Below are 14,180 nucleotides of genomic sequence, written 5' to 3'. Positions count from 1 at the left end.
CTCCTTAAGAGGTATATAACTGATTTGTCAGCATTTTTATAAGTGACGGAATTATTTGGGTTTTCGTGTTTGTATAAATAGCGTACAAATTAAGGGGTTTTTGTAAGAATTGGCCTACATGACCAATGAAAGAAGAGGAGGGTGAGAATGTGCCGGATGATGTGGATACCATCCGGCAGTGAGATTAATGCGCTGCTGGGGCGTTATGCTGGCGATGGCGCGTGACAAACCCAAGAATAAAGCACATCACGAATACAACCGCATACAAGCCGTTAGCTGTTTGCAATGCCGCCTGCGGGCCGCTGTGTGCCACGATAGGGCCGGTGACGACGAAAGTGAGCATGGTGCCGATGGTGCCGCAGGTCAGAACGAAGTTAACCAGTTTGGGTGAGGCGACCTTCGTCTGCTGGGAGCCAAGGGTAATGATGGTGGTATAAATCGCACTGGAGAAGAAGCCCAGCGTCATAATAAACCACGGCATATGCTCTGGCGTACCGGTGATAAACAGATACATCAGGACGGTAGCCAGACCCGCCAGTACGGTCAGGATGCGCTGCAAATCGAAGAAACGCAGAATAAAGCTAAATGCCCACATGCCAACCATGTAAGACATCCAGAAGTCGCTGACCAGTTTACCCGCATCGTTCAGGCTCATGCCCAGACTTTTGGCGTACTCCGGGACCCAGGAGATAAAACCCAACTGACCGAGGATGTAGCACAGTGCAGCGATCGCCAGAAACAGCACGCCAATCCCCCATTTTTCTTTTACTACCGGCGCGTCTGACTGCTGAGCGTGTTTACCCAGTGCCGGGAATTCACAACCGAAGGTCAGCAGGAAAATGGCGACGTATACGAGGCCGATGCAGGCATAGACCCAATACCATTCGATGCTGCGCGCTAACAGGAACGCGGCAACCATCGGGAAAATCATGCCGGCCATGCTGAAGAAGGAGTCAGTAAACAGCAGGCGGGAACCGCGCTGGCGACCTTCGTACATTTGAGTTACCAGGAACGTACCAATCGACATGGTAATACCGCTCACCAGGCCCAAAACAAACATGGCGGCGGAGAACAAGGCCAGGCTATGGCTGAACATCAGTCCGGCAACGGCCAGTACCATCAGGATAAAGCCGAAGCGCAACTGGGTTTTCAGTGGCACGATTTCCATTAACCATGCATTCAGAAAGATAGAGATCAGAATGCCGGCATTCAGGAAGGTGAAGGTGTTACTCATGCTGGAAACGGGCAAATGGAAGTAATCTGCGATGTTTCCCATCACCATCCCGGTGACAATTACCAACGCACCTGTCAGGGCGTAGGAGAGAAAGCTAATCCATGTGAGCTTGATGCGATTGCTGTTAGTCATGACTGGCCTGTATAGAAGTGTAAGGCGCATTGACTGCGCCGTGAGCGGGCAGATTTTAGGTGCTTTAGTGACGCATTTAAATATTTATCGGTAATAACTTGGTGCGTTACATTTTTCTATGTGATCTTGATCACATTGATACTTGCAGCCATGAGGTTACATTTGTTTCAGGTACGTAAAATTAAGTAAAGGGATGGCCTTGTCCTTGAAGGCTCTTTAGAATCAATTCACTTGCTTCATTTCTGCTCTTGTTAAGGAATTCTCATGCTCAAATCGACTCTGGCGGCTGTTGCAGCTGTTCTCGCTCTTTCTGCTCTCTCCCCCGCAGCACTGGCAGCAAAAGGTGATCCACATGTTCTGCTGACAACCTCTGCTGGTAACATTGAGCTGGAGCTGAACAGTCAGAAAGCCCCGGTTTCAGTGCAAAACTTTGTCGATTATGTCAACAGTGGTTTCTATAACAACACCACGTTCCACCGTGTGATCCCAGGCTTCATGGTGCAGGGCGGCGGTTTTACCGAGCAGATGCAGCAGAAGAAACCTAACCCGCCAATCAAGAATGAAGCCGATAACGGACTGCGTAACACTCGCGGCACGATTGCTATGGCGCGTACAGCGGATAAAGACAGCGCGACCAGCCAGTTCTTTATCAACATTGCAGATAACGCTTTCCTCGATCACGGCCAGCGCGACTTTGGCTACGCTGTTTTCGGTAAAGTTGTGAAAGGTATGGATGTCGCGGATAAGATCTCTCAGGTACAGACCCATGATGTCGGTCCATACCAGAATGTCCCGTCAAAACCGATTGTTATCCTTTCTGCTAAAGTCCTGCCGTAATCGTATCTTGCGCGGGTAGTTCTTGCCCGCGTTCACCCCTCTCTCTGCGTAACCCGAAATTGCTGCTTATACTTGTGGCAAGTGTCGGCTCATTCAGGGAGGTCACGTGAAAAAACTCACCGATAAACAAAAGTCCAGGCTGTGGGAACAACGGCGAAACACCAATTTCCAGGCCAGCCGACGGCTGGAAGGCGTAGATATTCCACGGGTTACTCTGAGTGCTGAAGACGCCCAGGCGCGTCTTGAAGAGCTGAGGAGGCACTATGAGCGATAAATTCGGTGATGGTCGCGACCCGTATTTATATCCGGGCCTGAATGTCATGCGTAACCGTCTGGGGATTCATCAGGCGCAGCGTTTAGCGCAGGCGGCTTATGAACTGACAGCGCTGCGTGCGGCGACTATCGAATTGGGGCCGCTTAAACGGGGCTTACCGCACCTGTGCGCCATTCATCGCCAGCTGTATCGGGATATTTTTGACTGGGCGGGACACCTGCGTGAAGTCGATATTTACCAGGGCGATACTCGCTTTTGCCATTTCGCCTATATCGAGAAAGAGGGCAATGCGCTGATGCAGGACCTGGAAGATGAGTCCTGGCTGGTGGGAATACCGGAAGACAAGTTTGTCGATCGTCTTGCGCACTATTATTGCGAAATCAATGTGCTGCATCCATTTCGCATTGGCAGTGGCCTGGCGCAGCGTATTTTCTTCGAACAGTTAGCGATTCATGCCGGGTATATGCTGAGCTGGGATGGCATTCCGGTTGAGGAGTGGAATCAGGCTAATCAGAGCGGGGCGATGGGTGACCTGTCTGCACTGCGGGCGATATTTCGTAAAGTGGTAAGCGAAGCCCCGGAAACTGAGTAGAATAGCGCGGTTCTTATGTACCGGAGCCGCCATGATCCTGCTTATTGATAACTATGATTCTTTTACCTGGAACCTGTACCAATACTTCTGCGAACTGGGCGCTGATGTCCTTGTCCGGCGCAACGACGAGCTGACGCTGGCGCAAATCGACGCGCTGAACCCGCAAAAAATCGTGATTTCCCCTGGGCCATGCACGCCGGATGACGCCGGTATCTCACTGGAGGTTATTCGTCATTTCGCCGGTAAGCTCCCCTTGTTGGGTGTTTGTCTTGGCCACCAGGCGATGGCGCAGGCCTTTGGCGCGAGCGTAGTTCGGGCGGCTAAAGTGATGCACGGTAAAACCTCGCCGATTACCCATACCGGGCAGGGTGTTTTTCAGGGACTCGCTAACCCATTAACGGTGACGCGCTACCACTCTCTGGTGGTTGCCCCTGAGACGCTTCCCGAGTGCTTTGAGGTGACGGCCTGGAGTGAAACGCAGGAGATTATGGGCATTCGTCACCGCGAGTGGGATATGGAAGGGGTACAGTTTCACCCGGAGAGTATTCTCAGCGAACAGGGGCATCAGCTGCTGGCTAATTTTCTCAATCGCTGATTTGTAGTTGCTATTCAGTGATTTTTTATTCATATTTTGTGATTATAATTTCACTGGCGTTTCTGCTTAACAGGGTGGTAATGACATGGCAACTGAACAAACTGCAATTACGCGCGCGACATTCGATGAAGTGATTCTGCCGATTTATGCACCGGCTGAGTTTATCCCGGTAAAAGGAAAAGGGAGTCGAGTGTGGGATCAACAGGGCAAAGAGTATGTTGATTTCGCGGGCGGCATTGCAGTGACCGCGTTAGGGCATTGCCATCCGGCATTGGTTGAGGCGTTAAAAACCCAGGGTGAAACCCTGTGGCATACCAGCAACGTATTTACCAACGAACCGGCGTTGCGCTTAGGCCGTAAAATCATTGATGCGACCTTTGCCGAGCGTGTGCTGTTCATGAACTCCGGTACTGAAGCCAACGAAACCGCCTTTAAGCTGGCGCGCCACTATGCCTGCGTGCGTCATAGCCCGTTCAAAACCAAAATCATTGCCTTCCATAATGCGTTTCACGGCCGTTCGCTGTTTACCGTATCCGTTGGTGGGCAGCCGAAATACTCCGACGGCTTTGGGCCAAAACCGGCGGATATCATCCATGTTCCGTTTAACGATCTGCATGCGGTCAAAGCGGTGATGGACGATCACACCTGCGCGGTGGTGGTTGAGCCTATTCAGGGAGAGGGCGGCGTCACTGCGGCAACGCCGGAATTCCTGCAAGGTTTGCGTGAACTTTGTGACCAGCACCAGGCGCTGTTGGTATTTGATGAAGTGCAGAGCGGGATGGGGCGTACCGGCGATTTGTTTGCCTATATGCACTACGGCGTGACGCCGGATATCCTCACCAGCGCGAAGGCGCTCGGTGGAGGCTTCCCGGTAAGTGCGGTGTTGACCACTCAGGAGATTGCCTCCGCGTTCCACGTGGGTTCGCACGGCTCCACCTACGGCGGTAACCCGCTGGCCTGCGCGGTAGCGGGGGCAGCGTTTGATATCATCAACACGCCGGACGTGCTGGGAGGCATTCAGGCCCGGCGTCAGGCGTTTGTCCAGCATTTGCACAAGATTGATCAACAGTTCGACATTTTCAGCGATATTCGCGGGATGGGGCTGCTGATTGGCGCTGAGTTGAAGCCGCAGTTTAAAGGCCGGGCGCGCGATTTCCTCTATGCCGCCGCGCACGAAGGGGTGATGGTGCTGAACGCCGGGCCGGACGTAATGCGTTTCGCGCCGTCGCTGGTAGTAGAGCAGGCGGATATCGATGAAGGGATGCAGCGCTTCGCGCAGGCGGTAGCGAAGGTGGTGGGCTGATTGCCGGATGGCGGCGCGAGCGCCTTATCCGGCCTACAGGGTAAGGTGTGATTCGTAGGCCGGATAAGCGTAGCGCATCCGGCAAATCTCTTAACCTTTCATGTCTCGTAGTCGGCGGCTCAGCCAGATCCCGTGGTGCGGTCGCTGACGCCATGCTACCGACGAAATGGTATGCATGGTGTTCAGATGCCCAAGAACCCGCTGCAGATGCTGCTCAAGGGTGCTTAACGGACCATGGGACAGCATCTCTGGCGCTTCGAGAATATTCACATCTCCCGAGCTTCCCGGCCCATCATATTCCAGCCGCTGCTGACAACGCTGGAGTGCAATTTCACAGGACTCCAGATACCGCTGCGCCAAATCCGGCGTCAGCATCGTATGTTCCCTTGCCAGCGTGGTCATCGCGTTGATGTGTTCAACGATGAACTGGCTGTGCGTGACCCACAGTTTCATGTCTGCAAGGTAGTGCGAATTAAATCCCGGCTCCTGCATTGCCTGGTTCAGCGAGTTGAACAGCGTGTTTTGTGTCTGGTTGACGCGCATGCGTTGATACGCCAGCGGCGTGGCCTGTGGATCGTTGCTGAGGATCAGACGAATGGCCTCCTGGTCGGCTTCTAACGCATCGTGGGCGTTCTTACGCAGCAGACCGCTCTGCCACTGTGGCCACAGCCAGAGCGTGCCGCCAAAGGCGATTAAGCAGCCAATGACCGTATCGACAAACCGCGGCACGATAAACTCTTCCCCGTTCAGCGTCAGCAGTTGCAGGGTGTATACCGCCGTTACCGTAAAACCGACGGTAGCCCAGCCGTAGTTTTTACGGATGATCAGATAGCTCACCAGGGTGATCAGCAGCATGGCCGCCAGCGTGAAACCTTCGGGAATATGAAAGTGCAACGTGACGCCGGCAATAACCAGTCCAACGAGCGTACCTACGGAACGGTGTAAGATGCGCACCCGGGTCGCCCCGTAGCCATTTTGCGTAACAAACAGGACTGTCATCAAAATCCAGTAAGGCTTTGGCAGGTGTAAGGCGCTGCCCATCAGGCTGGCGATACTCAACATAACGCTGATGCGTCCGGCATTGCGCAGCGCTGGGGATTTCAACGACAGGTAGTTTTTCAGGGCAGGGATCAGCGGCAACCGACGCTGCTTGTCAGCCATTAAGTCACGGGCATATAGCGGGCGCTGGGTCCGTAGCACGCGGGCAATACGGCTGAAGTGCCAGTAGCAAAATTGCCCCACCGGATTGTCCGGATGCTGCCTGGCGATTTTCTCCAGCGTGCCAATCTGCTTTTCCATCGAGAAACGGGTCGGCAAGCGGTGATACAAAATATCATCGGCCAGTACCCGAAGGCGTTCGGCGACGGTTCGCGCGTTCCAGCGAATTACCTGCTCCGCGTGGCTACGCTCAACCAGTTTTTGCACTTCTTCTGGCTGGTGGAGGCTAACGGAAATATGCTCCTGTAAATCCAGCGCCTCCTGAAAGGCACGCAGCAGGCGTTTGTATTCATTGTTGTGATGTGCCGACAGCATATGCATTTGCTGATAGCACTGGGTAATCAGATCCACCGCCTTTTGTTGGCGAACCAGCAGGGGAGGCAGCGCTTTTTCTGGGTCGGCATGCTGGGTCAGCATGCTGTACTTGGCTTCACAGTAATCGGCTAATTCACGGTACAGCAAGCTGAGCGATTCGCGGAGCGGTTGCTCGCGCCACATCCAGAACCAGAACCAGTTGAACAGGCCGTACCATAACGTGCCCAGCGCATAGATCAGCAGCGGCTCCCAGACGGGCATATTCCCGGCCAGGCTGAGCGTGAAAATCGCCGCGATAAGCGAGGCTGGCAGTAATCGCGCATGCAAGGGGCTTAGCTCGGCGGTTACGCCAAGAATCAGCGTCAGGCCGGTGAGGATCAATGGTAGCGGTATAGTTTGCGCAAGCAGTAGCTGCATGATCAAGCTGCACCCGGCAAACAGCGATGCACCAATGACTAAGCGTTTGAAAAAGCGCTTGTGCGGGGTATCAAGACCGGCAATGTTGCAGCAGGCAGGGACGAGGGAAAAGAGAAGCCCCAAATGAAGCTGACCGATGATCAGACCAACAGCCACAGGTAAACATAGCACCAGCGTTTGTCGTAGTGCGTAGTTGATCTCTGGGTGGTATATCAGTCTTCGCCACATCGGAGTAAACAAAAGTGGCGCATTACTGGGTAACGCGCCACTTCGATGGGGTTAACGCGTGCCGTAGACGACGATGGTCTTACCGTGTGCGGAGATCAGGTTCTGATCTTCCAGCATCTTCAGAATACGACCGACGGTCTCACGGGAGCAGCCAACGATCTGGCCGATTTCCTGACGGGTGATTTTAATCTGCATGCCGTCCGGGTGGGTCATCGCATCAGGCTGTTTCGCCAGATTCAGCAGAGTCTGCGCGATACGACCGGTTACGTCGAGGAAGGCAAGGTTGCCCACTTTTTCAGACGTGACCTGCAGACGACGAGCCATCTGAGAAGACAGGCGCATCAGAATATCCGGGTTGACCTGGATTAATTGGCGAAATTTTTTGTAGGAAATTTCAGCGACTTCACATGCGGTTTTGGCACGTACCCAGGCGCTACGTTCCTGACCTTCTTCGAAGAGGCCTAATTCACCAATAAAATCGCCCTGATTCAGATAAGAAAGGATCATTTCTTTCCCTTCTTCATCTTTGATCAGCACTGCCACGGAGCCTTTAACGATGTAATACAACGTTTCCGCTTTTTCACCCTGGTGAATCAGCGTGCTCTTCGATGGGTACTTATGAATATGGCAATGAGACAAGAACCATTCGAGAGTCGGGTCTGTTTGCGGTTTGCCAAGCACCATGCGCGGTTATCCTCTGTTATAAGCTGTCTCCAGAGCCAGAAAACGACGCTGCCTCTGGGTTTGCAAAAATATGCTTCCCGCTACCTGGGAAAGGGGCTGTCAAAAATATACTGCAGCCTGTAATGTGATGTCCTCTGCATACATGCAGTACGTCAATGTATTACTGTAGCATCCCGTCTGTTTTAGCATAGCTTTCGCCGTGTGTCTCCTGGTGTCTCGCTTCAGCATGACGCAGGTCGCCTTCCGTTGCGAGAATTGTTATGTGCGCGTAATCTGTCAGGAAAATTGAAACATTGGAGTTACGAAATATGCAAGCGCGTGTAAAGTGGGTTGAGGGGTTAACCTTCCTCGGTGAGTCCGCCTCTGGCCACCAAATTTTGATGGACGGTAACTCCGGTGATAAAGCGCCGAGCCCGATGGAAATGGTATTAATGGCTGCTGGCGGTTGTAGCGCAATTGATGTGGTATCGATCCTGCAAAAGGGTCGTCAGGATGTGACCAACTGCGAAGTGAAGCTGACTTCAGAGCGTCGTGATGAAGCGCCGCGCCTGTTTACCCACATCAACCTGCATTTCATCGTAACGGGTAACGATCTGAAAGATGCGTCTGTCTCCCGCGCCGTCGATCTTTCAGCGGAAAAATACTGCTCCGTGGCGTTGATGCTGGAAAAGGCGGTGAACATTACCCATTCCTATGAAGTGGTTGCTGCTGCGTGATGCCATGCCTGATGGCGTTACACTTATCAGGCCTACAGGATATAAACGCGTAGGCCGGATAAGGCATCAACCAACATCCGGCAAAAGACTACATCACTCGATCTTCTTACCTTCCATCAGTCGCTGTACCAGCGGCAGCATAATCAATTCCATCGCCAGACCCATCTTGCCGCCAGGTACGACTAACGTATTGATATGGGAAATGAATGAGCCCTGCAGCATGGCCAGCAACCACGGGAAGTCGATCCCTTCCAGGTTACGAAAATGAATCACGACAAAGCTTTCATCCAGTGATGGAATGCTCTTAGCGGCAAAGGGGTTGGAGGTATCGACGGTCGGTACGCGCTGGAAGTTAATATGCGTCCGGGAAAACTGCGGCGTGATGTAATTGATGTAATCGTCCATTGAACGCACCACCGAGTCCATCACCGCTTCACGCGAATGTCCACGCTCGCTGGTATCGCGGGTCAGCTTCTGGATCCATTCCAGGTTTACGATAGGTACCACGCCAACCAGCAGATCGACATGCCGGGCCACGTTTTGCTGCGGGGTGACGACACCGCCGTGCAGCCCTTCGTAGAACAGTACATCCGTCGGTTCAGGTAGCGGCTGCCAGGGCGTGAATGTCCCCGGAACCTGGTTCCACGGTACGGCCTCATCGTAAGTGTGCAGATATTTTCGCGACTGGCCTTTGCCCGTCTGACCGTATTCGATGAAGGTTTGTTCCAGCAAGCCGAAGTCATTAGCTTCGGGGCCAAAATAGCTGATATGCCGCCCGGCATCGCGCGCTTTGCGAATCGCCATGTCCATTTCCGGACGGGTATAGCGATGAAAACTGTCACCTTCCACCTCGGCGGCGCGCAGATTTAACTGCGCGAAAATTTTACGAAACGCGAGGCTGGTGGTGGTGGTCCCCGCGCCGCTGGATCCTGTTACCGCAATCACCGGATGTTTGGCAGACATAACAACTCCATGAAATGGTTGTAATTATAGCAAAGTCGGCCGGCGGCTACGGATTACTCGTGAATCTGCTTCCTCGGCATAATGTTGACCGTTTCATGCAGTTCAGACCACACCAGCACGGCTTCACCTGATTGTAGTTGGCGTTTGACGTCGGCGACTTTTTGTTCGAGCGAGCGTTCATGTTCACCATAATCGGTGCCTTCGCGCAAGACAAAGCTTTCAATCAAATTATCCAGCGCGTCCGGGGAGATATCTTGCCAGGGGATAATCATGATGACGCCTCCAGATACGTTGTCAGCCAGTCCGGGATTCTTGATTCCAGCCACATCTCAGGACGGCGCACCGTGCCACCTATAAATCCGACGTGGCCGCCGTGTTCAGTAAGCTGGTACTCCACCTGTGAGGGCAGATTTTCCGGTTTCGGGATCACATGATGATCCATAAACGGATCGTCTTTCGCATGGATAATCAGCGTTGGTTTGGCGATCCGATTGAGCAACGGCATGGCGCTGCACTGGCGGTAATAGTCTATAGCATCGGCGAAACCGTGAATTTTGGCGGTGATTAGATCGTCAAAATCGCGAATGCGGCGCAAAGATTTCAACTGGGCCAGACTCACCGGCAGCGAACCTGGATAAGCTTCAAGCTTCCGTGAGGCATTGGCTTTCAACAGATTGAGCAGGTAGCGCTGGTAGACCCGGGAGAAGCCCTTGTCCATATGGTAACTACAGGCTTCCAGCACGAAAGGCGCAGAAACGATAACCGCCGCATCTATCGGAATATCGTTGCCTTCTTTTGCCAGCAGGCAAGCCAGCATGTTTCCACCGAGTGAATAACCTACCGCCGCGGTCGGTACGCGACCGAACTCACGCTCCAGCCAGTGTAAAAACCAGGTGCCATCTTCTGTTTCACCGGAGTGATAAATACGGTTCAGACGATTGGGTTCGCCGCTGCAACCGCGAAAATGCATTACCACACCCAGCCAGCCGCGCTTTTGTGCTGCTTCAATCAGGCCATGTGCGTAGGGGCTGTTCAGACTGCCTTCCAGACCGTGAAAAACCACCAGGCGCGGTTTGTGTTTCGCCTGTTGCGGATCTTCGCTCCACGCCAGATCGACGAAATCACCGTCAGGCAATTCCAGACGCTGCCAGTGGGCGTCGAACTTCACCTTGCGGCGAATTAAACGCGGCAGCATCGTCTGCAGATGGCGGTTACTGATACCGCGCATCGGGCGGAATTCTCGCGAATCGTCGGTAGGTGGGGTCATTTCTGTGGACGTGATTTCAACCATAACACCGGAGCAATTAATAATCGGAAAGAATAACTATACCGCGCACAGCGCGTGCGGGTTAGCCAATATGTGATTTTGTCGCTAGTCAGTCAGCAGGTTACGCGAGAAAAGATGAAAATCGACGTTGGGTTTACGTCGCCACAGGCGGGCTTTACGCGTCCCTGTCGCCACGCTTTCTCCGGTATCTTCAAACATTCCTGACGCTTCAAAGCGACGAATCAGACTTTTACGCTGGATCGACTGGCCGAGGATCACCTCAGTGGCTTCGAGCAGTTGCCCATGGGTAAATGTTTCCGGCAAGCAGTATACGGGCAGGAGCGAGTACATCGTTTTTTGCCGTAAGCGGTGTAGCGCCGCGGTAATAATTTTCTCGTGATCAAACGCGAGTGAATAGTTTTTCAGTTCATCAACCGGCACCCAACGGGCATTACTGACGCTGGCGATATGGGGCGCGCAGTCTACCCAGGCGATTAGTGCAAACCAGGTGACCGTCAGGCTCCAGCCGCGCGGGTCACGATCAGGGCCGGAAAAGGTATCCAGTTGTTCCAGCCACGAAGGCGAAACGCCTGTTTTTTCGGTGAGTTTGCGCAGCGCGGTGGCGCGGGTTGAATCATCGTTTTCGATATCAATAAAGCCGCCGGGTAATCCCCAACGCCCTTTTTGCGGCTGGTTTGCCCGCTCGACCAGTAATACGCACAGCGCCTGCTGATGCAGGGTAAATAACACGCTATCTACCGTCACCAGAGGTGAAGGGAAGCGGCTGGCATCGTACTGATTCAGGTAGTCGGCTTCGGTGGTCATAAGGTACTCACGATGATTTGTAACGCTGACAAGTGTACCAGCCCGACACCGGGGGGCAAGGTTCGTTTTTTCTCATTGCTTATCAGTGGATTAGCTCACGGCTTAAAAATAATTCATTTTATGCTTGCTTAATATGTGTCACAGGGACATTATTAATTGTGTCGAAGGGACACAATTAAGGGGGGAGCGCGATGAACATAAAATTGACACTAACTTTGGACGACCAGACCTATGCCGTTGCCAGCGGTGTTTTTCCTGATGGTGCTGTCTGGTTAAAAGTCACCGATGCGTTGCCAACCTTTGCTCGCCTGATGCGCATCCGTGCCACGGCTATGCGCGATATGAACGATTTTATGCTGCTGGCGCAACTGGTTGAGGCGGTACGTCATCAGACCGATGTACTGGTCAGCCATCTCGACCTTCCCTGGCTGCCGTGGGCGCGTCAGGACAGACATATGGTATCGGGTGACAGCTTTGCGCTGAAAGTCTTCGCCAGTCAGCTCAATACGTTGAAATTTGACAAGGTTAACGTGCTCGACCCGCACAGCGATGCGGCGGCTGCTGCAATCGACAACTTCGTGGCGATCCCCCAGGAGGTCTGCCTGATGCAAAGCGCGTCATTATCGCGGCTGTTTCAGCAAAACGCGCTGATGCTGGTTGCTCCCGATGCGGGATCGCTGAAGAAGATTGATGCTGTAGCCAGAGTAGCCGGTGTGGAGCAGTACGCCATCCTGAGTAAAAAACGTGATGTGGCAAGCGGCAGCCTGACGGGATTTGCGTTATTGGCCGGAGACGTCAGGGGTAGGGATCTGCTGATTGTTGACGATCTGTGTGACGCAGGCGGTACGTTTATAGGCTCTGCACAGGTGTTACGTGATGCTGGCGCCCGCAGTGTCAGCCTGTATGTCACCCACGGTATCTTTTCTAAGGGCGTTGATCACCTGTTTGCAAACGGTATTGACGCTATCTACACCACCACCTCTTTAGCTGCCTCAGCGTTGGTACATCCGCAGCTTGAGCTTATCGATATTGACGCGATTTACCGCGCCTGAGGGAGAGACTGATTATGAAAATGAACCCGATTCTGGCTATCGACGGCTACAAAGTTTCTCATCGCGTACAGTATCCGCAGGGTACCCATCGCGTGTATTCCAACTTTACCCCACGCAGCGATCGCTTTTTCTCCTCGCCGTTGGCGGATGGCAAACTGGTATTCTTCGGCCTGCAGGGTTTTATGCAGTGGTTTTTAGTCGACCTGTTTAATGAGGCGTTCTTTGCCCGCCCGGAAGACGAGGTGGTCAGCGAATACAAACAGGTCATGGACAGCTATCTGGGCAAAGATGCGGTGGCGGTGGACCATATTCGTGCACTGCATCAGTTGGGCTATCTACCGCTGCACATCAAGGCGCTGGATGAAGGCAGCAAAGTCCCGATGGCGGTACCGGTTTTAACTATCATCAACACCCAACCCGAGTTTTTCTGGCTGGTGAATTACCTGGAGACCGTGCTGTCGGCGGAGCTGTGGAAGGCGTCAACAAATGCCACAATAGCTCACCACTACCGCAAAATCTGCGCTCGCTGGGCAGAGCAAACCTGTAGCGACCTGACGCACCTTGACTTCCAGTGCCATGACTTTTCATTTCGCGGTATGTCCGGATTACAGGACACCATGCAGGCGGGCAGTGGGCATTTGTTGAGCTTTAAAGGGACCGACAGTATTCCATCTCTGCTGTACGCCCGCGATTACTACACCGACGGCGAGCCCTATTTTATCGGCGCCAGCATTCCGGCTACCGAACACAGCGTGATGTGTATGGGCGAGCGCGAGCATGAGATTGAAACCTTCCGCCGCCTGATTGCCGATCTCTACCCGCAAGGATTTGTATCGATAGTCTCTGATACCTGGGACTACTGGCAGGTGCTGACGGAATATACCCGCGAACTGAAGAACATCATTCTGGCGCGTGAAGGTCGGGTGGTATTCCGTCCGGATAGCGGCAACCCGGTTGAGATCCTGTGTGGTACTGGTGCAGATGAGGATACCCGCAGCGATCGTACCGCTCAGGAGAAAGGGTCCGTGGAAGTGCTGTGGGAGATTTTTGGCGGCACGATTAACGCCAAAGGTTACAAGGTGCTCGACCCGCATGTCGGACTGATTTATGGCGACTCCATCACCCTTGAGCGAGCGAATGAGATCCTGCGGCGTCTGGAAGCGAAAGGATTTGCCAGTTCAAACGTCGTGTTTGGCGTTGGTTCTTTTACTTATCAATACAACACACGTGACACCTTTGGTTTTGCGATGAAAGCGACGTGGGGAGAAGTCGACGGCAAAGGCCGGACGATTTTTAAAGAACCGAAAACTGATAATGGTCTGAAACGTTCAGCCCGTGGTCTGCTTCGCGTCACACGTGATGAGCAAGGGGAACTGCGTCTGCATGACGAACAGACCTGGGAGCAAGAGCAGGAAGGGGAGCTGAAAACTCGTTTTCTCAACGGCAAGCTGTTTAACCGCGAGCATTTCGAAGAAATTCGCCAGCGTCTGGCGACACAGGGATAATTCAACATAAATGCCGGATGAGA

14 protein-coding genes and 1 pseudogene are annotated in these 14,180 nt (G+C 53.2%); 8 read left to right on the top strand and 7 right to left on the bottom strand.

Going from position 1 to position 14,180, the window contains the following annotated elements; genetic code table 11:
• Positions 1–184: 184 nt before the first annotated feature.
• Positions 185–1,366 (bottom strand): MFS transporter TsgA, encoded by a 1,182-nt coding sequence (gene tsgA, locus OGY13_RS22045; RefSeq protein WP_048215419.1) that lies wholly within the window; start codon positions 1,364–1,366, stop codon positions 185–187.
• 264 nt (positions 1,367–1,630) lie between these two features.
• Here tsgA and ppiA point away from each other — a divergent pair, with 264 nt between their 5' ends.
• From ppiA to argD, 5 genes are all read left to right on the top strand, one after another.
• Positions 1,631–2,203 carry a peptidylprolyl isomerase A gene (gene ppiA, locus OGY13_RS22040; protein WP_003023595.1) on the top strand — a complete coding sequence of 191 codons (573 nt, stop codon included), beginning with the start codon at positions 1,631–1,633 and terminating at the stop codon, positions 2,201–2,203.
• A 106-nt stretch (positions 2,204–2,309) separates the two neighbouring features.
• Positions 2,310–2,477: a FicA/YhfG family antitoxin gene (gene ficA, locus OGY13_RS22035; protein WP_008786305.1), complete on the top strand. Its 168-nt coding sequence runs from the start codon at positions 2,310–2,312 to the stop codon at positions 2,475–2,477.
• Positions 2,467–3,069, top strand: coding sequence for a putative adenosine monophosphate-protein transferase Fic (locus OGY13_RS22030; RefSeq protein WP_071446671.1), 603 nt, complete (start codon positions 2,467–2,469; stop codon positions 3,067–3,069). Before ficA ends, OGY13_RS22030 begins: the two co-directional genes overlap by 11 nt.
• Positions 3,070–3,100: 31 nt before the next feature.
• Entirely contained in the window at positions 3,101–3,664 is a 564-nt protein-coding gene (gene pabA, locus OGY13_RS22025) for an aminodeoxychorismate synthase component 2 (protein WP_032945196.1), read from the top strand.
• 85 nt (positions 3,665–3,749) lie between these two features.
• Entirely contained in the window at positions 3,750–4,967 is a 1,218-nt protein-coding gene (gene argD, locus OGY13_RS22020) for a bifunctional acetylornithine/succinyldiaminopimelate transaminase (RefSeq protein ID WP_008786303.1), read from the top strand.
• 90 nt (positions 4,968–5,057) lie between these two features.
• Here argD and OGY13_RS22015 read toward each other — a convergent pair whose 3' ends face one another.
• The gene (locus tag OGY13_RS22015) at positions 5,058–7,145 is read right to left on the bottom strand and encodes a YccS/YhfK family putative transporter (protein WP_008786302.1); all 2,088 of its coding nucleotides are present in this window, start codon (positions 7,143–7,145) and stop codon (positions 5,058–5,060) included.
• 51 nt (positions 7,146–7,196) lie between these two features.
• Positions 7,197–7,829 (bottom strand): cAMP-activated global transcriptional regulator CRP, encoded by a 633-nt coding sequence (crp, locus tag OGY13_RS22010; RefSeq protein ID WP_000242758.1) that lies wholly within the window; start codon positions 7,827–7,829, stop codon positions 7,197–7,199.
• A gap of 308 nt (positions 7,830–8,137) precedes the next feature.
• Between crp and OGY13_RS22005 the strand changes: the two genes are divergently transcribed.
• Positions 8,138–8,545, top strand: coding sequence for an OsmC family protein (locus OGY13_RS22005; RefSeq protein WP_003827750.1), 408 nt, complete (start codon positions 8,138–8,140; stop codon positions 8,543–8,545).
• A 93-nt stretch (positions 8,546–8,638) separates the two neighbouring features.
• On the opposite strand, the gene OGY13_RS22000 is transcribed toward OGY13_RS22005, so the two are convergent.
• From OGY13_RS22000 to OGY13_RS21985, 4 genes and pseudogenes are all read right to left on the bottom strand, one after another.
• Positions 8,639–9,508, bottom strand: a complete 870-nt coding sequence (locus OGY13_RS22000) for a phosphoribulokinase (protein ID WP_003827751.1) — start codon at positions 9,506–9,508, stop codon at positions 8,639–8,641.
• 53 nt (positions 9,509–9,561) lie between these two features.
• Positions 9,562–9,780 carry a YheU family protein gene (locus OGY13_RS21995; protein ID WP_003023615.1) on the bottom strand — a complete coding sequence of 73 codons (219 nt, stop codon included), beginning with the start codon at positions 9,778–9,780 and terminating at the stop codon, positions 9,562–9,564.
• Positions 9,777–10,845 (bottom strand): annotated as a pseudogene (locus tag OGY13_RS21990) (hydrolase). The gene OGY13_RS21995 and the pseudogene OGY13_RS21990 overlap by 4 nt, the downstream one beginning before the upstream one ends.
• A 35-nt stretch (positions 10,846–10,880) precedes the next feature.
• Positions 10,881–11,600, bottom strand: coding sequence for an NUDIX domain-containing protein (locus OGY13_RS21985; RefSeq protein ID WP_008786298.1), 720 nt, complete (start codon positions 11,598–11,600; stop codon positions 10,881–10,883).
• Positions 11,601–11,791: 191 nt separating this feature from the next.
• On the opposite strand from OGY13_RS21985, the gene prs reads away from it, so the two are divergent.
• Positions 11,792–12,652 (top strand): ribose-phosphate diphosphokinase, encoded by an 861-nt coding sequence (prs, locus tag OGY13_RS21980; protein ID WP_198802913.1) that lies wholly within the window; start codon positions 11,792–11,794, stop codon positions 12,650–12,652.
• 14 nt (positions 12,653–12,666) lie between these two features.
• Entirely contained in the window at positions 12,667–14,157 is a 1,491-nt protein-coding gene (locus OGY13_RS21975; RefSeq protein WP_118262822.1) for a nicotinate phosphoribosyltransferase, read from the top strand.
• Positions 14,158–14,180: the final 23 nt, after the last annotated feature.

This window comes from Citrobacter sp. Cpo045 (genome assembly GCF_030332875.1).
Classification (GTDB): domain Bacteria; phylum Pseudomonadota; class Gammaproteobacteria; order Enterobacterales; family Enterobacteriaceae; genus Citrobacter; species Citrobacter portucalensis.
Note: the sequence above shows the minus strand (reverse complement) of the source record. Positions and strands in the feature narration are given on the sequence as shown.